At 54.7% G+C, this 19770-nt stretch carries 7 protein-coding genes and 1 tRNA gene; 3 read left to right on the top strand and 5 right to left on the bottom strand.

Annotated features, from left to right (window positions below):
• Nucleotides 1–40: 40 nt before the first annotated feature.
• On the bottom strand, nt 41–12298 hold the full coding sequence (locus A4E33_RS10875) for a tetratricopeptide repeat protein (protein WP_292348068.1): 12258 nt from the start codon (nt 12296–12298) through the stop codon (nt 41–43).
• Nucleotides 12299–12473: 175 nt separating this feature from the next.
• Nucleotides 12474–13703, bottom strand: a complete 1230-nt coding sequence (locus A4E33_RS10870) for a PLP-dependent aminotransferase family protein (RefSeq protein ID WP_292348067.1) — start codon at nt 13701–13703, stop codon at nt 12474–12476.
• 239 nt (nt 13704–13942) lie between these two features.
• Here A4E33_RS10870 and A4E33_RS10865 point away from each other — a divergent pair, with 239 nt between their 5' ends.
• Nucleotides 13943–14572, top strand: coding sequence for a DUF4352 domain-containing protein (locus tag A4E33_RS10865; protein ID WP_292348065.1), 630 nt, complete (start codon nt 13943–13945; stop codon nt 14570–14572).
• Between the two features lie 107 nt (nt 14573–14679).
• Nucleotides 14680–15528 carry a hypothetical protein gene (locus tag A4E33_RS10860; RefSeq protein WP_292348063.1) on the top strand — a complete coding sequence of 283 codons (849 nt, stop codon included), beginning with the start codon at nt 14680–14682 and terminating at the stop codon, nt 15526–15528.
• A 634-nt stretch (nt 15529–16162) separates the two neighbouring features.
• Here the strand turns inward: A4E33_RS10860 and A4E33_RS10855 are convergent.
• Nucleotides 16163–16236 (bottom strand) — tRNA-Thr (locus A4E33_RS10855).
• Between the two features lie 209 nt (nt 16237–16445).
• Nucleotides 16446–17492, bottom strand: coding sequence for a mechanosensitive ion channel family protein (locus tag A4E33_RS10850; RefSeq protein ID WP_292348062.1), 1047 nt, complete (start codon nt 17490–17492; stop codon nt 16446–16448).
• Between the two features lie 43 nt (nt 17493–17535).
• On the opposite strand from A4E33_RS10850, the gene hypD reads away from it, so the two are divergent.
• Nucleotides 17536–18564 (top strand): hydrogenase formation protein HypD, encoded by a 1029-nt coding sequence (hypD, locus tag A4E33_RS10845; protein ID WP_292348059.1) that lies wholly within the window; start codon nt 17536–17538, stop codon nt 18562–18564.
• 571 nt (nt 18565–19135) lie between these two features.
• Here hypD and A4E33_RS10840 read toward each other — a convergent pair.
• Nucleotides 19136–19770, bottom strand: a 635-nt coding sequence (locus A4E33_RS10840) for a hypothetical protein (protein WP_292348058.1), incomplete at its 5' end; no start/stop codon positions are given.

Raw genomic sequence — 19770 nt, 5'->3', positions numbered from 1 at the left:
CGGAAGGGCATGATGCAGGGCCGGAACATGCCCCTGCATTTTATCGTGCCTTTTCGTAACAGATCTTCGCTTCCTCGTGTTTGCCGATTTTCTCCAGGATCTCCCCGATATCGTTCCAGACCTCTTTCCTGCCAGGTTCGATCTCCAGCGCCTGCTTGAACGATGTCAGGGCTTCCTGATATTTGCTCAGCTCCTGCAGTGCACGGCCCTTGAGGATCCACGCATCCACAAATTCCGGCTGGATATTGATCATGGCGTCAAAAGACTCGATCGCTTCATCAAACCGCCCGAGGGCATCAAGAGAACTGCCCTTGGTAAAGTACGCGATGGAGAATGTCGGATCGATAAGGAGCGCCCTGTCGTACGAAATGATCGCAGCTTCATACTGCTGCTGGGCCGACAGGGCCATACCATGCCGGGTCCAGCCGACGGCATTCTCCGGGTCGATTGCAAGGCATTTTTCATATGCTGCCTGGGCATTGTTGTATTTTCCGAGATCGTAATAGGCATTGCCCTTGCCCATCCATGCCTCAGCAAGGTTCTCGTTCTGGTCGATTGCCTTATCAAACGCCTCGATTGCATCGCGGTACATTCCGAGTTCGGCCAGCGCAATCCCCTTGTGGGCGAACACTTCCGTGGTATGCTCCAGCTCGAGCGCACGGTCATACGACTGGATGGCATCACGATACTGTTCAAGGGCAGCCAGGGCCAGACCGAGGTGGTCGTGGAACGCTGCATTTTTAGGGGAGAGTTCGATGGCATGGTTATAGCAGGTGATGGCGGCTTCGAAATTCCCCTGCTCGAAGAGGGCACGCCCTTTCCAGAAGAACGCCTGATGGCAGGAGGGCATGATATCGATAGCGATATCGAAAGAGGCAATCGCTGCTTCAAAGTTACCCGTGGAAAAGGTTGCCCGGCCTTTTTCGTAGATAGCATTGGCATTCGCCGGGTTCGCTGATATCACCAGATCGAAGGAGGATACAGCCTCCCTGAATTTTCCAAGACGCATCTGTGCCCTGCCGCGCCAGTAGAGCGCCTCTTCGAGATCTGGCCGGATCTTCAGAGCTGCATTGAATTCGACGATTGACTCTTCATAGTCGTTGAGACAGAAGAGTGCGACCCCCTTGTGGACATACGCTTCTGCATATTTCCTGTTCAGGGACAGGGCCTGGTTGAATGCCGTGATGGCATCGCGGTACTGTTTCTGCTCAAGAAGCGCAAGCCCGAGGTTGTAATAGACATCTGGATAGTCAGGCTGGATGACTGCTGCTTCCTTAAAGGAACTGATCGCTTCGGCATACCGGTGAAGGTTGTTGAGCGCAATACCCTTGGAGAGCAATGCCCCGGCATAGGTCATGTTCAGCGATAGCGCGTGGTCGTAATCCGCCAGAGCCCGTTCGTACTGGCCGAGGCTTGCATAGGACAGGCCGCGATACAGCCAGGCCTCGATGAACTCATCCTTCAGCGCAAGGGCACGGTCGTAAGCGCCGATGGCTTCGTGATGCATCGAGAGCATGGCAAGTGCCCGTGCTTTATGATAGAATGCCTGCGAGCAGTCGGGGATCCTGATTAACGCAGCGTCCAGGTGTTTCAGCGCCTCGTGGTAATTGCCGAGCCGCACAAGCGAGCGCCCCAGGTAATAACTCGCGTGGGCATCCCGCGGATCGATGCCCAGGGCTTTTCTGAAGAACGTAACCGCTTCTGCATCTTTTCCTCTCCGGAAGAGTGCCAGGCCTTTACCGGTCCAGATCTGTGCATTGTTGGGACGGATCCGGAGAGCCTGGTCGAAGGAGTATTCGGCATCCTCGAACCGGCCCTGCTGGATCTGGGCAAGACCTTTGTGATGGAGGGCGTCGACAAACTTAGGCTGGATTGAGAGTGCTTTGTCAAACGACTGGACTGCTTCCTGATACATTTTCAGGGAGTGCAGGGCTTTCCCTTTCTCATAATACGCCGATACATATTCCGGACGGAGTTCGAGTGCCCGGTTGAATGCTTCAATGGCATCCTCGGATTTTTCAAGGGCAGACAGGGCGCTCCCCTTGAGATACCATGCATCGGCATTTGCCGGATCAATCCCGAGGATACGGTTGAAAGACTCGATGGCATCGTTGTACCTCCCAAGCTGGATCAGCTCGCTTCCCCGGTGGAGCAGTGTTTCCGTGGAACGGGGTTCCAGCTCGAGGGTACGGTCGAACGCCTGGATGGCATCCTCTTTCCTTCCTGTTGCAGCAAGGGAGAGCCCTTTCTGATAGAACGCCCGGCTGTTTCCTGCATCGAGATCGATGGTCTTGTTGAGTGCCAGAATTGCATCATCGTGCCGCCCAAGGCGGGCAAGCGCAACTCCCTTGAAATAATAGGCTTCGGCATGGTTCTTCTCAAGCTGCAGGAATTTATCGAACGTCTTGACGGCTTCGCGGTACATACCGAGGAATGTAAGGGCATGGCCCTTTTCATAGAGAGAATCCACGTACGCCGGATCGATCTCAAGAGCACGGTCAAATATCTTGACTGCATCCTCATACTTCTCCATACGTGACAGGACGCACCCTTTGTAGTGGAGGGAGGGGACGTGCAGCGGCTGGACTGAAAGAGCTCCGTTATAGGCAGTCACTGCCTCGTTGAGACGATCGAGACGGTCAAGCATCCGTGCCCGGAGATAGAGCGCATCAAACATCTCCGGCTGGATCCGGAGAGCATGGCTGACGGCATCGAGCGACTCTTCCAGCCGGTCCAGGGATGCAAGCGCCGTTGCCAGTTCAAACCAGGCAGCAGCATTGTTGGAAACCCTCGTTAACAGACTGTGGTAGGAATCGACCGCATCCTGGAACAACTCCAGCGCAAGCTGAGATGCAGCAAGGTGGTAGAGGGCATCACTGTTTTCGGGATCGAGAGATCGTGCCTTCTCTAGGGTTGCGAGAGATTCACGATAGTTCTTCAACCGGAATAATGCCAGTCCTTTCTCGTACCATGCCGTGGCGTCCTCGGGAGAACGCGTAATAATTGCATCGAAGGACCGTACTGCATCCGCATCCTTTTTCTGCGCGACGAGAGCTCGGGCGAGTCCGAGGTGGTACCGGGTATCATCGGGTCGGAACACGATGGCATTCTCAAACGCTGATGCTGCAGGTTGCGATTGTCCAAGGAGTGCAAGGGCCGTTCCCTTCTGGAACCATATCTCGTGATTCTCGGTATCGAGATCCAGGGCTGCATTAAAGGACGATACAGCATCTGTATACCGCTTCAGGTGCATAAGTGACAATCCACGGCGGTACAGGGGCTCATGTTTCTCTGGAAGGTGCCGTGCTGCTTTTTCAAGGATGCTTTCCGCCTCGCCATGACGCCCGAGAACCGCAAGAGCGATTCCTTTTTCATACAGGATTTCCCCGCTGTCGGGGGTGATTTCCAGCGCAAGGTCGAAGATCCGCACGGCATCCTCAAATCTGGCCAGCCGGGCATAGGCTTTGCCCTCAAAGAACAGGACCTCGCCATTCCTGGGATCGAACTGGCGGGCTTTGTCATAAGACTCGACAGCCTGCTGGTCATCCTGCAGGAATTCAAACGCTATCCCGCGCTGGTGCCAGGCAGCAGCATGTTCCGGAACCCGCGAAAGGACGTTATCGAACGCGCTTACCGCCTCCCGGAGCCTGCCAAGCTGCATCAGGACGAGGCCCTGGTTGAAATATGCGTTCGAATATTCGGGATTCAGGATGAGAGCCTTGTTAAAGGATGCGAGTGCATCCTCGTTTCGTCCGAGAGCTTCAAGGGCAAGTCCTTTTGCATAGTGTGCCTCTGGTTTTGAGTCATCGATTTCCAGGGCATGGGACAGTTCTTCGACAGCCTCCCTGAAATTCCCCATGTCTGAAAGAACCAGCCCTTTTTCAAGGTACGCATCGTAGAAACGGGGATTCAGAGCGATGGCGCGGGAAAACGAGGTGATGGCTGCCTGGTTATTCCCCAGATGTACGTAACAGAGTCCGCTGTAATACCATGCATCTGTCAGGGTATCGTCAAGAGCAAGCGCTGTCTCGAAGGCTGACAGGGATACCTTATGCCGTTTCATACGGAACAGGACGAGGCCCTTGTGGAAATGACCCTGTACGAGCGAGGAATCGATTGCCAGAGCCGATTCAAATGCTGCAAGGGATTCTTTGTTCAGCGACAGCCGTTCCAGCGCGAAACCCTTCTCAAGGAATGCTGTCGAGAAGTGGGAATCGATCGCAAGAGTGCTGTCGAATGCCTGAATGGCTTCCCTGTCCCTGCCGAGGCGGGTCAGGGCAATCCCCTTGTCATACCAGGCATTGGTGTATTTGGAATTGATCGCGATAGCCCGGTCGAAGGATTCCACGGCCTCGTCGTACCGTTTCAGTTCAAAGAGAGCGATTGCACGATCATACCAGCCGTTGGCATTCCGTGGCTTCAGATCCAGGGCCCGGCCCAGTGCATCCACTGCCGGTTCGAACTGCCCGATGGAAAGATGGGCGCTGCCTTTTTTCAGCCATGCACCATCGCACTTCTCGTCACGGGAGATGACTTCGTCAAAACACCTGACTGCTTCCTGGTAGTTCAGGAGGTGGATATATGACTTCCCTTTCCGATACCACGCAGTGATTGTATCAGGCGAGATCTGGAGCGAACGGGTGAATGCATCGAGTGATTCTTCATAACGTTCCAGTTCCTGCAGGACCGTACCCTTGCGCAGGAGGAGGTCGGCGGTATCAATGGGTTGCGGGGATTGCGCGATGTGTTCAAGTGCATGATCGAATGAAGGTAATGCGTCCTCGTACTGTTTCAGGATAACGAGCTCGCATGCATGGTGGAACCACGCGGGTGCGCAGGATGGATTAAGGGCAAGGGTTTTCTCCATGGCTTCGAGCGCTTCCCGGTGACGTTTCAGCCGGACGAGACATACCCCCTTAAAATACCATGCGGAGACATCTTTTTCATCGAGAGCCAGATATTTCCCGAAATAGTCAAGGGCTTCCTCCCACTGGGAAAGATTCAGCCAGGATTTTGCCAGGTACAGAAGGGTAAAGGCATTCTGCGGCCGTCTCCTGAGGGATTTTCCCAGCGACTCAACAGATTCCTTGTACCGCTTCAGCCGGTACAGCGAATATCCCTTTGAGGTCAGAAGTTCAGGATCTGCCGAGTCATAGTCCAGTGCACGGTCGAGACTTACGACGGCATCTTCATACTGTTCCAGTTTCACGAGGGAGAGGCCCCGCCCCCGGTGAGCCCGGCCATTCTCCGGGTCCAGCGCAAGAGCTGTATCGTATGCAGCAAGGGCGTCGGCATGCCGCTCCAGGTGAGTCAGGCATTCACCCCGTACCTGGTGGACATGGGGATCGTCAGCGGCATGCCCGATTGACCGGTCCAGCGATGAGAGCGCCTCGTCATATCTGCCAAGCCGGAAGAGCGCATAGGCAAGCTCCGCATGGACCCGTGCGGTATCCATGCCAAGAGAAATGCACCGGATGAAAGCGTCGAGAGCCTCCTGGGTTTTCTCCTGTTTTGTCAGCGCGAGCCCTTTTTCATAGACTATCGCAGCATCATCGGGTTTGAGAGCAATGTACCCGTCAAATGCTTCGACAGCGCTTTCATATTTTTCAAGGACCACAAGGGCTTTGCCTTTCTCCTGCCAGGCTTCGGCGTTATCAGGATTGATGCCGATAGTGCTGCTGAACGCATCCACAGCCTCCTCGTACTGGTGGAGCAGGATATGGGCAAATCCCTTGTAGAAGAAGGCCCGTTCGCAGGAAGGTTCGACGCGGTTTACGCGTGCATACGAGACAACGGCTTCCTTGTAGGATCCCAGATGGTCATATGCCCGTGCCTGCCCGTACAGTGCTGTCAGATCCTGCGGGAGATCAGCAAGAACCCTCCCGAAAGCTTCTACGGCTTCCTGGTACCTGCCTACAATACCGAGTGTCCGGCCGTATTCACGGAACGCATCGATGAAGTCAGGCATCAGGCGCGTGGCTTCGCCATACATGTCCGCGGCTTCGGCATGCCTGCCGAGACGGAAGAGGGCGACACCCTTGTAGTAATAGGCTTCCCCGAAGTCAGCCACAAGAGATACTGCATTGTCGAACGCCGCGATCGCTTCCTCATTGCTCCCGAGACTGAGATGGGATCTCCCTTTGTAGAACCAGGTATGGGGGTTGGTCCTGTCAAGTTCGATTGCATTGTTATAGGAAAGGACCGCGTCGTGGAACCGTTCAACGGCAAACAGGCAGAATCCCCGGATCAGCCATGCGTTGGCGATCTTCGGATTGGACTCCACGGTCCGGGAGAGTGCATCGATGGCTTCTTCGAACCTCCCCATTTCGGCAAGGGCAAGTCCTTTGTGGTACAGAGCATCTTTGTTACCGGGATCGATCTCAAGAGCGGCATTGAACGCCTTCTCAGCACCTTCCTGGTTGCCCAGTGCCGCGAGTGAGAGTCCTTTCTGGTACAGGGGATCGGCATTCTGTGGACGGAGACGGAACGATTCGTCAAACGCTGCAATCGCCTCTTCGTAGTTCTCCAGCCGTACAAGCGACAACCCTTTCTGGTAGTTGGCGGCTGCATCATCTGGTGAAATCTCGAGGGCAATATTGAAGGAGAGAATGGCCTCCTCATGCATGCCCAGTTCGGCAAGGGCTATTCCCTTATGGAAGAACGCCGGGGAGTAACTCGGGATGATCTCGAGAACCCGGTCAAAGGCATTGATCGCGTCGATGTGCCGTGAGAGTTTGATCAGGGCAAGGCCCTTATCGTAATGGGTCTGGGCGGTGGTGGGATCGAGTTCAATGGCCTTGTCGAATGCAGAAACGGCATCTGCAGCACGGTCAAGGTCAGCGAGCGCAACTCCTTTCTGGTACCATGCTTCCGCGGAACCGGCATCGATCCCGATAGCCCTCTCGCTGGCCAGGAGGGATTCATCGTGGTTCCCAAGGTCGTGGAGCACTGCGGATTTGGCGACAGCGGCCCTGAGGCACTGCGAATCCGACTCAAGGGCACGGTCAAATGCGTAGACCGAATCCTGGTTCAGTCCGATGGAGCGTAACGCCTGCCCTTTCAGGAAATATGCTGGCGCGAACTGTGGCGTGATGCCGGTACAGCGATCGAATGCATCGATCGCTTCCCGCGGACGTCCCAGCTTGACAAGGGTATACCCGCGCCGGTAATGGGCAGAAGCGAATCCCGCATCGATAAGGAGGCACTGGTCGAATGCATGAAGTGCGTCATCCAGCCGCTGGAGTGCAAGAAGCGTAATCCCCCGGTTGAGATGTACCTCGGCATTATGCGAATCGATCTCGAGTGCATGATCAAATGCGTCAATAGCTTCAGAATACTCTTTCAGCTCCTGATGGGCCCGTCCTTTGTAATAACAGGCAAGGAAATTATGCGGGTTCTCCAGAAGAGTCCGGTCAAAGTCCGTGATGGCATCGCGGAACCGGCCGAGATGATACAGGGCAAGACCTTTACGCAATCGTGCATCCGTGTATTTTGGCTTGAGCTGCAGTGTTTTGTCAAAAGCAAAGACAGCATCACTATATTTCTTCAGTTCCGTGTAAGCCTTGCCTTTATGATAGAATGCCAGCGCATTCTCCGGGTCATGCATGAGGGACTTGTCAAGGGACTCAAGTGCTTCCTTGTACTTTTCCAGTTTCTCGAATGCCACGCCCCGGTTGAAATACGCCGGAGCATTGCCGGTATCCTTTGCCAGGTTCCGGTCAAACGATTCAACCGCCTCGGCATACTTCCCTGTTTTCAGAAGTGCAAACCCAAGATGGTAATGGACTTCGGTGAAGGAGGGCTCAAGTTCCAGCGCCTTCGAGAACGCTTCGATCGCCTCCTCATATTTCCCGTTAACGGAAAGGGACTTTCCCTTCTGGTACCATGCCGGTGCAAATGCCGGCAGGATTTCGAGGGCCTGGCTGAAGGAACTGACAGCATCGCGATGGTCGCCTAGAGTGGCAAGGGCAAGCCCCTTATGGTAGTGGGCCTCCCCGTTCTTTGGATCGATCTCGAGGAGCACTTCAAAGACATGGATTGCCCCCTCAGCACGGTTGATCTTCTCCAGCGACAGACCCTTGTAATAGAATGCTTCGGTGCTCCGCTGGTTCAGCCCGATGGCATTGTCAAAGGCATCGATCGCATCCTGGTACCGCCCCAGTTCGAAATATGTTCTTCCGCACTTGATCCAGCCGGCTTCCTGATCAGGGTTGATCCGGAGCGATTTTTTGTATGAGAGAACTGCTTCCTCGCTCTTCCCGAGAACATTCAGGGTGTCCCCTTTGCGCATCCAGACATCGTGGAGGGCGGGATTGATGTCAAGCGCCCGCGTGTAGGCCAGGATAGCCTCCTGCCGCTTACCCAGATCACAGAGTGCATCGGCTTTCTTTACCCAGCCATCGGCAAGGTTAGCATTGATCTCCAGCGCTTTGCTGTATGCCTGGATAGCCTCCTGCTTCCTGTTGAGCCCGAAGAACGCATTTCCTTTCTGCATCCAGATGTCGATGAGCGCCGGGTTGAGGGAGAGGATGCGATCATCGGTCTCGATGGTCTCGTTAAAACGCCCGAGACTGAAGAGTGACCCGGCGCGGCATATGAGTGCTTCAATAAGGGAGGGGTTTGCTGCAAGACTGTGGTCAAGGGACTGGATGGCTTCCTCATGCCGGTCTGTTGCTGCAAGCGCGATCCCGCGGTACAGGTACGCATCGGTCATGCCGGGATCAAGCCCGATTGCCCGGTCAAGGGAGCTGATTGCATCCGGGTAGTGTTTCAGCTGGAGGTGGGCAAGGCCGGCATAATAATGGGAGACGGCATTCGATGGGTCACGTTCGAGCGCTGCGCTGAGCGCCCGGATCGCTTCTTCCGGCTGTCCTGCCTGAATGAGGGCAACCCCGCGGTAATGGTGTGCCAGCGCATTTGCCGGATCTATCGCAAGTGACCGGTCGAACGCACTGACCGATTCGTCATACCGCTCCCTTCCCGTCAGGGCGATACCGAGGTAATATAATCCCTCAGCATTGTCAGGTTCCAGGGAAAGTGCCTTTTCGAATGCCTGGATGGCATCGTCATACTTTTCCCGCTGGGCAAGGGCTATGCCTTTGTGGAACAGGGTCTTTGCATCGCGGGGCCGGAGTTCAAGAGCCTGATCATACGACACAACCGCTTCAAGCGGTTTCCCCATACGGGCAAGCGCATCCCCCCGTTCGAAGAATGCGCGGGCGCAGTGCCTGTCGATCTCGGTAACATGGTCGAATGCCCGGACGGCATCATCAAGGTGATCAGCAGTTGCATATGCGACACCAAGGTAGTACCATGACCACTTGTTCTTCGAATCCTGCTCAACCGATTCTGCAAGAATATCGATAGCTTCGGTATGCCTCCCGAGCCGGAGCAGGGAAATTCCTTTCCTGGTCGCAGCCTGCGGATTCTTCGGATTCCGGGAAAGTTCCCGGTCGAATGCGCCAATTGCCTCTTCATCAGACCCGAGTTTCACGCAGGCAATTCCGGCCTGCAGCGCAACAAGCGGCAGTGCCGGATCTTCTTCTTCTGCCGCCCTGAAGGCTTCAAGTGCTTCCTGATACTGGTGAAGACTCATCAAAGACTGCCCCTTCTGGAACAGCGCGTCCGCATTGTGAGGGGAGATCAGAAGAAGGCGGTTGAAGATCGCAACCGCCTCATCGTGCTTGCCCAGCCTGTTGAGAATTGAACCGGTTGCGTATAATGCCGGAATGTTCTCCGGATCCCGCTCGATAACGACGCTGAATGCATTGAGCGCTTCGTCAGGATTCCCGAGTTCGATGAGGACGTTCCCGCGCTGGAACTCCGCCTCTGTATATTCCGGGTCAATATCGATCACCTGATCAAAGGCAAAGAGAGCCTCCCGGTATTTTTTCAGCGTGAGGAGCGCCTTTCCTTTCCGGAAGATGATATCGGGGTCACCCGGATCGCGGTCGAGAGCCTGGTCATAGGATGCGATGGCTTCGTGGGGTTTCTGGAGCTGGATATATGCGTCGGCCTTGCCGGTCCATGCCCGGACACACGACGGATCGATCTCAATTGCCCGGTCAAAGGACCGGATCGATTCCGCATCGCGGCCAAGATGGGAGAGAGCTAACCCCTTGTAATACCAGACCCGGGCATTCCCGGATTCGTCTTCGATAATCCGGTTGAATACTATGACCGCATCCTCAAACTTCTCGAGATTGATAAGAGCGATGCCTTTCCGGATCGCGGCATCGGCCCGCCGGGGGTTCAGCATCAGGGTCCGGTCAAACGCAGTGATCGCATCCTCGCTCCGGTCAAGGCTGACGAGAGCAATCCCTTTATACAGCCATGCATCTGCCAGGGAGGGATTCAGGTCCAGTGCTTCGTCAAACATCTGGCATGCTTCTTCAAACCGCGAAAGCTGGAGGAGTGCGATCCCCTTCTCGTAGATGGCGGCAGTGTACTGGGGGGAGACCGCGAGCAGGGTGTCGAAAGCGTTGACAGCATCAGAATAGCGCTGGAGCTGCATCAGGGCCGCACCGCGGTGGTAGAGCGCGAGCGTGTGGACCGGATCGATCTCCAGCGCGTGATCGAACGCCTCGATTGCTTCATCGTACCGCTCAAGTTCGGTAAACGCTATTCCCTGGTAATAGAATGCGTTCACGTAATTGGGATTGATATCCAGGGCACAGCCGAATGCATCGATGGCATCGTCAAACCGCTGGAGTTTTAACAATGCAATACCCTTATCATAAAACGACTGTGCATACCCGGGCTTGAGAGAGATGCTCTGGTCGAATGCGGCAATTGCTTCAGGATATCTTCCCACTTTGAGGAGCAGGGATCCTTTCTGGTGGTACGCCTGGGCATTGTCCCGGTTCTCTGACAGCGTCTGATCGAACGCGGTGATTGCTTCCTCGTTCTTCCCGAGTTTTGCCAGGGCAAATCCCTTCTGGTACAGGGCATCTGCATAATCCGGGCTGATGCTGAGGGCAACGTCGAAAGCCGCAACTGCCTCGGCAAACCGTCCAAGGCTCGTGTAGGTAAGGCCCTGCTGGAATGCAGCAGACGCACAACCGGGATCGATCGAGAGAACCTTCTCGAACGATTCGATGGATTCCTTGAGCCGTCCAAGTTTGATATACGCGAGTCCTTTATAATAATACGAGCCGGCATGATCCGGCCTCAGACCCAGGCTCTTGGTGAATGATTCGAGTGCATCCTCGTACCGGCTCAGGTATATGCTGGCAATACCTTTTTTGTACCATGCATCGGCATTCCGCGGGGAGAGCGAGAGCGATTCATCGAGATCGTCGACCGATTCGCGGTACTTTTTGAGCCGCAAGAACGAGATACCCCTGTTGTAATACGCCGGCGCACTGGACGGGGTTATTCCAATCGCATGCGTGAACGACTCGATCGCATCCTCGAATTCCTCAAGGGTATTCTGCGAAAGGCCGAGATAGAGCCACGCATCGGCAATCTCTCCGTTCAGCTCCAGTGCCCGTTTCAGGGAAGAGACAGCATCGTTATGTCTGCCGGTCTTGAACTGCGATATCCCCCGGAGAGTCCAGATATCGGCATGGTCCGGCTCGGTGGTGAGGAAAACGTCTGCGGATTTTATCGCCTCGTCATTCTTTTCCTGCTTGGCAAGAATGAAGCTGCGGTAATACCAGACCCAGACATCGGAGGGATCGAAATCGTATGCCCGGGCGAAGGCCTCGAGCGCCTCGTCGAATTTTCCCAGCTCGTACAGAGATATTCCCTTGTTATAGAATGCCTTTGCGTAGTTGGGTACGATCTCGATAGCCTTGTCATAGGAAAGGATCGCCTCCATATGCCTTCCGAGATCTGCGAGGGCAATCCCCTTGTTGTAATATACCTTGGCGTGACGCGGATCTACCATGAGGGCATGATCATAGGCAACGATCGCATCCTTGAAACGGCCAAGTTCGTACAGGGCGATGCCCTTGAGGATCCAGCCCTCGGCGTTATCAACTTTCAGTGCGAGGAGGCGGTCACAGGTATCGAGTGCTTCTTCGTTCCTGCCGATCTGGGCAAGAGTGGCGGCTTTATTATACAGGGTATTTGCATCGGCAGGATCCAGCCGGAATGCCTCGTCATAGGCCAAAATTGCTTCGTTGAATTTTCCCAGGTCATACAGGGCTATACCTTTGAAATAATGGGCTTTCGCGAGCCGTGGGTACAGGGCAAGACACCGGTCAAACATGACGATGGCTTCCTGAAACCTGCCAAGGTCGTAGAGTTCGATGCCCTGCCGCAATAATGCTTCCGCATCACTCTTCGTATTCATGGATTGGGATACCTCTTGCCGCCAGACTGGCTCTTATTGGGCGCCTGCTGTACAGATCTATACCAGTATAAAGGTTGCACCCCGGCGCCATATACCCTTTCCGGTATGAGATGCGCGGATCACCACAGCGTACGGGCTTTTTACGGCTGTATTTTTTCAGCATTTGCGGAAAGAATTATTGGATACACATTTCCATGATGACACCGGCAAGACGTTTCATGCCCTCTTCAATATCATCCGGTGTAGAGTTAGAGAAATTAAGCCTCAGGGTATTGGATCCCCCGCCGTCAACATAGAAAGGCAGACCGGGAAGAACGGCCACGTTCTTTTTCAGCGCAGACTCGAAAACAGCCATCGATGAACAGCCGGGCGGGAGTGTTATCCAGACGAACATGCCTCCAAGGGGACAGGTGTACGAAACGCTCTCCGGGAACTTTTCTTCGAGCATCCGTATCATGATGTCCCGCTGATGCCGGTATGCTCTCCGGATTTTCCGGATATGGCTGTCGATGTCCTGGTGCGAAAGATACTCGTACGCTATTCTCTGCGAGAGATAGTTGGAATGGAGATCCGAAGCCTGCTTGGCTATCACCAGCTGTTCCATGATTGCCGGCGGTGCAACCACCCAGCCCATTCTCATGCCGGGGGCAAGGATCTTGGAGAAGGATCCGGTGATTACGGTCTGACCGGGCAGGAACGATCTGATTGATGGCATGGATGAACCTGAGAAGTTCAGTTCGCCATACGCATCGTCTTCGACAAACAACCCCCCGTTCTCCTCCATAATGCGGGCCACTTCCTTCCTGCAGGATTCGGAATACGTGATGCCGGATGGGTTCTGGGAATTTGGCACGCCATAGAACATCTTTACCGGCGAGGCCCGGCAGGCTGCTTCAAGCTCTTCTCTATCCGGGCCGTCGTTATGAAGGGTAACCGGGTGGAAGACCGGCTCGTACAGGGAGAATGCCTGGATCGCACCAAGATAGCCCGGGCGCTCGATCCCGACATGATCCCCGGTTCCGATGATGACCTTGCCGATAAGGTCGAGGCACTGCTGGGATCCGTTGGTGATCAGGATTTCGTCCGGGGAGACCTGGAGTCCCAGGCGTGACCTGTACCTGTCAGCGATGAACTGCCGGAGCGGGAGATATCCCTCGGTCGTGGAATACTGGAGCGCCACCTGTCCGTCCTGCTCCAGGACAGATACGGTTGCAGCCCGGATACCCTCGACATCAATGAGGGCCGGGCTTGGAAGGCCCCCGGCGAAAGAGATGACCTCCGGCCGTTCGGTTACCTTGAGGATCTCGCGGATAAAGGATTTCGGTGTTTTTGCCATACGCGGGGCAAAGGTGAACCGCTTTGCGGCAACCGTGCCCGTGCCTTCCGGGGGGGTGAGCTGACTCATGATAATCCTTTCTGGACCTCAGGATATTTGCCGGAAATCCCCTTAAAGCAATCCGACCATGCCTGAGCACCGGCAGGCAGGGATTTTCCCTGTGCCGGTATACTGACTACCGTGTATTTTTTAGGAAATATTCCGGAATGCCGTCAAAAAAATGAGTATCTTTAAATGAATTATCGCGGTATATTGCTTTGATCCGGGGCTGTGTGCACCAGCTCCGGAATGACATCACGGATCCGGATATGGCTGCGAAGAGATGCCCGAAATGCGGAAGCACAAACCCCCGGTATTTTACCCATTGTGTTGAATGCGGGGCAAAACTGGAAGAGGGGGCAAAAAAAGTCGGCAATACCCTTGCTTACGTGAAGATGGGGCTGATTCTCTGTCTTGCTGTTGTCATTATCGTTTATATCGTATTACCGGTCTACCAGCATTCCGTTACCATCGGGAAGAACGCATCCGAAGCAATATCGGCCGGACAGACACTCCCGCCCCGCATTGAATCGTCCCTGAACAGGCCGGTGGGAAACAGCGATCTCCAGATAACCATGAACTCTGCACGAAATGGCGACAATACCTTTAACTCCAACAGGTTTTTCCTGGTCTCTGTTACGCTGAAGAATGTCCGAAGCACGGGCAACATCACCGTGTACAGCAATGATTTCACCCTCGTTGATACTGATGGCAACAGTTATTCGCCCTATGGCATCGGGTCGAAGGTTTTGTACGATCTCGGCCCGTCACAACAGGTCAGCGGTGCTGAAATGATTTTTGTTATCCCCCAGAAAGCATCCGTAAAGGAGATCCTGTTCACGTTTCCCGGCACGTCCGTCCTTGCCGGCAATCGTCCTGTCGTGGCATTTGTGGTCTGAGCAGTGATCCGGTCAACCGGCGTCAGGATGTTTTATCAGAAAATCCTGTGATGGGATGTTTTTTTATTAACCTGCAAGTATTTAAACCAGCCATTCGACTCTGATCCATGCAACAGGGCAGCCATGTCCACATCATCAGCGCTGGCGGAGCCATCCACACAACCCTTCCGGCCATCCTCCGTATGATGCCGGGGATCACCCGCATCTGCGTGATTGCTGACAGCGAAAGTTACGGCATATCGGCAAATCCCCGGATCGAGGGGGAACGGCTGGCAGTCCGTCACGCAGCGGAATCAGTGAAGGAGATCGCCGCATCCCTCTCAATCCCGTTCGCCCGCGAGATGGTCTTTCCGCCATCATTCCAGTCCGCCCGTACAGTGCTGACAAGGGTCCGGCATGAGAACAAAAACGCCCGCATAACATTCGATCTCTCGGCAGGGCCCCGGGATCTCTGCATGGCGCTCTTCGCGCTCGCCCCGTGGATTGGCGGGGAGGTCTGGACTTCGTTTGGAGGGAAAGTCCCGCTGCGGGTGCCGGTGCCGGACCGGGACGTCCGTACACTGCTTGCGAACGTGAACTACCAGACAATCCTCGCCGTTCTCCTGCGGAACCGCCCGGTCCCTCCCGGCCCGGCGGGGATCCCGTACGTCCCCCGGCAGTACCTGTACAAACAGGTCTGGCCGTACTATATCCGCCAGCGTGCCCGGAAACCGGTAGAGGGCGCCCCTGTCATCCATTATAACCGGGGGAGGAAGCCGGCCAACGACCTGTCGCAGGCAACATTCACCTGGTTCATGGGGATGCTCACCGATGCCGGGCTCGCCGATCAGTCGCGGGATGGGCGAAACCGGCGGGAGACCGCGTACCGGATCACGGAAAACGGAGAGACGGCATTCCGGATTTTTGCGGATCCGGCAGCGAATTCGCTGGTGAAGCAGATGCTGGACATGCCGTGATCCTGGGCCGGCTCTCCATCGTTTGCAGGAGACCCCCCATCCTTGATCAGTTACAGCGCGAAAAAACAGTGTAAGTTATGCTTCCGATTACCGGGTAAGTACTTGACTGACTAAGGGAGTACTTTACAACTTTTTTTCTGTTTCCGCCGTGATCGTTCCGGTCTTTCGATCGGATCCCGATTAAAAAATTGCGAGCGGGGGGTGAGGGATCGATTGAAAATTTTTTTCCGGAGATCGATGTACGATTGGAAATTGTGCAGGATGATTGTATTGCGGGAGCCTCCAGTATCAGGGCCGTTTTATGGCATGGCAGGGCAGGTTACCATGTAACCTTCAGCTGTGAACGTCCGGGAATGAGCCCGTCCACCTGATTCGGTTTTTGTCAGAAACCCGATGAAGGGAAGTGCTCATACATGACATCCGACTCAGTACCCCGCATCCCTCCAGAGCGATCAGCAGGGGCTGGTGAAAAATATACCCTGTCCTGAAAGAACGTTCAGTAGCAATCTTACAGCAGGAAGATTCTGTATCCGGATGAAAGGAACCGCAAGGAAAAATGATAATTTGTATTTAAAAAAATTCATTCCATTTCCTGCTTGTGAAGTTTCTAAAAGCAGAAAACCGTGAACTAATAAGCCTATGCCGAGATTTGAACTCGGGACTTCCTCCTTACCAAGGAGGCACACTGCCGGGCTGTGTCACATAGGCACTGAATCTGGTTCAGCAGGACCTGGCCGGGAAAATTCTCTGGTAACTGCCCTGACCGGTTGCTTAACAACGTTGTGAGTAATCCCTATAAAACATTGCGGAAGAATGGAATGAAAACAGGGCCGCTCTCCATACAGCCCTCCGGATACGGGCCATTTGTTGGTACTCACACAGAATCTGATAGTAAAAAGAGAGAGTCAGAATAGATCTCACTTTTTCATGTGTACGTCCATCTGCGGGAACGGGATCTCGATGCCTTCCTTTGCAAACCTCTCGGCTATCATGCAATTGATTGCATCTTTCGACTCATCGGGCAGGTTGTATTTCCGCATCCAGATCTTGAGGAGGAAATTGAGGCTCGACGCGCCGAATTCGTCGAAAAAGACAGTCGGAGCCGGATCTTCAAGGAAGAATCCGGTCTTTTTTATTGCATCGTGCGCGATCTCGAGCAGGACCTTCTTGACTTTCAGCGGGTCGGTCCCGTATGCAACGGTAACCGGTATGACGATTCGCAGTTTCTGGTCGGGCTCCGAGTAGTTGATGATGACATTGGTGGTTATCTTGTTGTTCGGGAGGGTCACGATCTGGTAGTCGAGAGTTTTTATCCTTGTGCTGCGGGTCCCGACAGATACGACATCTCCATAGAAGTTGTCGACCTTGACGCGATCGCCGACCTTGAAGGGCTTGTCAACCGTGATGATGGCCCCGCCAAAGAAGTTGGAGATGAGGTCCTGTGCCGCGAGTGCAACAGCGATACCGGCAATGCCCGCACCGGCAAGGAATGGTGTGATGTCGATATTGAAGACCTTGAAGATCGCCATGACGGCCGCGAACCAGATGACATACCGGATGACCAGCTCGAGAAGCTCGACGAGCCGGTCGTCCAAATCGGTTTCAGACCGTTCGGCATATGCCCGTCCGTAGATCCTGATGACGCTGTACAGGAACGTGGAGATGATCCATGCGCTGATCAGGATGAAGAATGCCGTCTCATACCGTGGATCGAGGAGCCACCGGCTGCTTTCAGGAAGGATATCGAATTTCGTGATGCCGAAGTAGAACCCGAGCATGATGATGATGACCTGAAGAGGCGTCCCGATGGCAGTGATGATGATGTCGTCCCAATAGGTCTCCGTTTCTTTGGCCACGGATTCCAGCCATCTGACCAGCCTTCGTGCAAGGAATGCGATCACGATGCCAAGGAGGATCACACCTGCCGCAAGGAGGTAATTCACTCCGATTCCTGACAAATCCATACGTACCCTTATGTTATTAAAAAATTAATACTTTTGAATCGTTATGGCGACGGGAAAGGAGATTGCTCAAAAACTCCACGATATCGTGGATCGCGACATGACCTTCATGCACATCTGCGGTACGCACGAGGCTGCGATTGCCCGCACAGGGCTCAGGAGCCTGCTGCCGGAACACCTGAAGATTGTCATGGGCCCGGGCTGCCCGGTCTGCATCACGCCGCAGGGTGAGATCGATGCAGCGCTCGACCTTGCACAAAAGGATTGTATTGTCGCGACCTACGGGGACCTCCTCCACGTCCCGGGATCGCAGGGATCCCTCGAGTCCTGCGGGGGGGATGTCCGGATCGTGCAGGGCATCCACAAGGCCGTCGAGATTGCAAAAAAGACCGATAAGGAAGTTGTCTTCATCTCGGTCGGCTTCGAGACCACGGCCCCGACCGTTGCTGCCATGCTCCTGACAAAACCTCCGGAAAACTTCTCCATCCTCTCCTGCCACCGTATCGTCCCGCCGGCCATGAAGTGGCTGCTCGAGCAGGGCGAGGCGAAACTCCACGGATTCATGCTGCCGGGCCATGTCTGTACGGTCATGGGATACGAGGAGTACGAGCAGTTCCCGGTCCCGCAGGTGGTTGCCGGGTTCGAGCCGGAGGACATCCTGCTCGGCCTCCTGATGCTCGTGAAACAGGTGAAGGAGGGAACGCACCGGGTCGACAATGCCTACCCCCGCGCTGTCAGCCGCGAAGGGAATGTCAAGGCAAAGAAGATTATGTATGACGTGTTTGAGCCGTCCGATGTCGAGTGGCGGGGCTTCCCGGTCATCCCCGGCTCCGGCCTCCGGCTGAAGAAGGAGTTCGAAAAGTACGATGCACAGAAGAAATTCGGCATCGTGTTCAGGCATGTCACCAAGCATTCGGCCTGCATGTGCGATAAGATCCTCCGGGGTTTCGCCCAGCCTCCCGACTGCAAGCTCTTCGGAAAGGTCTGCAACCCGAGAAAGCCCGTCGGCCCCTGCATGGTCAGCCACGAGGGTGCCTGCAAGATCTGGCACATGTACCAGATGAAGAAGCCGTAATCACATCCTGTTGTTTTTCCGGCTTTTTTAAAGAATAACGGCTCTGTGGAAACCGACATGAACCTATCCGGTTCACACCCAGACTATGAAAAAAGAATCCCAGAACAATGGGAGGGCTCCCCGCTACCGGGCCCTTCTCTGGACATGGTGGAGCAATCTCCGGTCCAGGAAACCGGAAAATAAAAAGCCGCCGCGGGGCGCCCTTCGGGGCGGCGGCCGTTTATCACAACCAAGGGCATGGGAACATCAGCCCCGTCATTGTATTGTTTCGTTTTTTTCATGGGAAATCCATACCCTTATACACTCAGTGGAATTGGGAGCGTGAACCCCTCTCTCTCCCAGAGGGGGAGGCAGCCCAAGGGGACAGGCCCCCTTGACCCCCATATTCAATTTTTATAGATGCCCGGAAAACGTAACGCTCCATGGTCTGAACGGTCATCAGACCGTGAGGATGAGAAGGACTCATCAGATTCCTTCGTAGGTAAGGGTCGACAGACCCCGAGCGCCAGTGGCTCCATCACAATTTAACGCTATATTTAAGGAGGTTTTTCCCAGAGCCAAAATAATAATTTCAGAATCCCGGGTCCAGCCGCAGGCTGTCGAACATAGAGTCACTGAGGGATGGCTGCATCCCCGCATCGCCCGAAGAGCGGTAGAAGAGGAACACCCCGCGGTGCTGCCTGCCGGTCACGACATAGATCGTGCCGGTCCCGTCTGTGAATCCCGTGGAATTTATCTTTGCATAATCCGCCCGCGTCCCGGTGAAGGATACGCCGTCAAGCGGCACCTGGGAGATCCCTGCAATCGTAAACGCACCTTCCGGAGAATTCGCACAGGTGACCCGTGTACCGATGACCGAATTGACAATGTCCTCGTATGCAATCTGCCCGTTGAGATTGTGGGGCCAGATGTCCCTGTCCGTGGCAGAGATGCTGGAAAAGAATGCCATACTGTTATCGGGAGAAGAATACGCGCGGATATCCCGGTCCAGTCGATACGCAGGAGCAGCATTGCAGCCGTGAAGATCATGGCGGTATTCATAGAGCGGAAGGCGGGACTGGTTCGTGCTCCAGGTGGCCGGGTATTCTACGGAATACTCCGGGCCGGTAAAACGTATGTATCCCACGGTTGCCGGTTGTTTCAGGGACGGGGCCGTTGTCACACTTTTCGTGGTGGGCCTGGTTGCGTTTGCAGTGGAATTGACAG

Source organism: Methanoregula sp. PtaB.Bin085, assembly GCF_002067035.1.
GTDB lineage: Archaea > Halobacteriota > Methanomicrobia > Methanomicrobiales > Methanospirillaceae > Methanoregula.
This window is presented reverse-complemented; position numbering and strand designations above follow the sequence as displayed.

Excerpts from the sequence above, each read along its gene's own strand:
- A4E33_RS10850 (WP_292348062.1), bottom strand. The coding sequence starts at position 17,492 with ATGGATTTGTCAGGAATCGGAGTGAATTACCTCCTTGCGGCAGGTGTG.
- A4E33_RS10870 (WP_292348067.1), bottom strand. The coding sequence starts at position 13,703 with ATGAGTCAGCTCACCCCCCCGGAAGGCACGGGCACGGTTGCCGCAAAG.
- A4E33_RS10860 (WP_292348063.1), top strand. The coding sequence starts at position 14,680 with ATGCAACAGGGCAGCCATGTCCACATCATCAGCGCTGGCGGAGCCATC.
- hypD (WP_292348059.1), top strand. The coding sequence starts at position 17,536 with ATGGCGACGGGAAAGGAGATTGCTCAAAAACTCCACGATATCGTGGAT.
- A4E33_RS10865 (WP_292348065.1), top strand. The coding sequence starts at position 13,943 with ATGGCTGCGAAGAGATGCCCGAAATGCGGAAGCACAAACCCCCGGTAT.
- A4E33_RS10875 (WP_292348068.1), bottom strand. The coding sequence starts at position 12,298 with ATGAATACGAAGAGTGATGCGGAAGCATTATTGCGGCAGGGCATCGAA.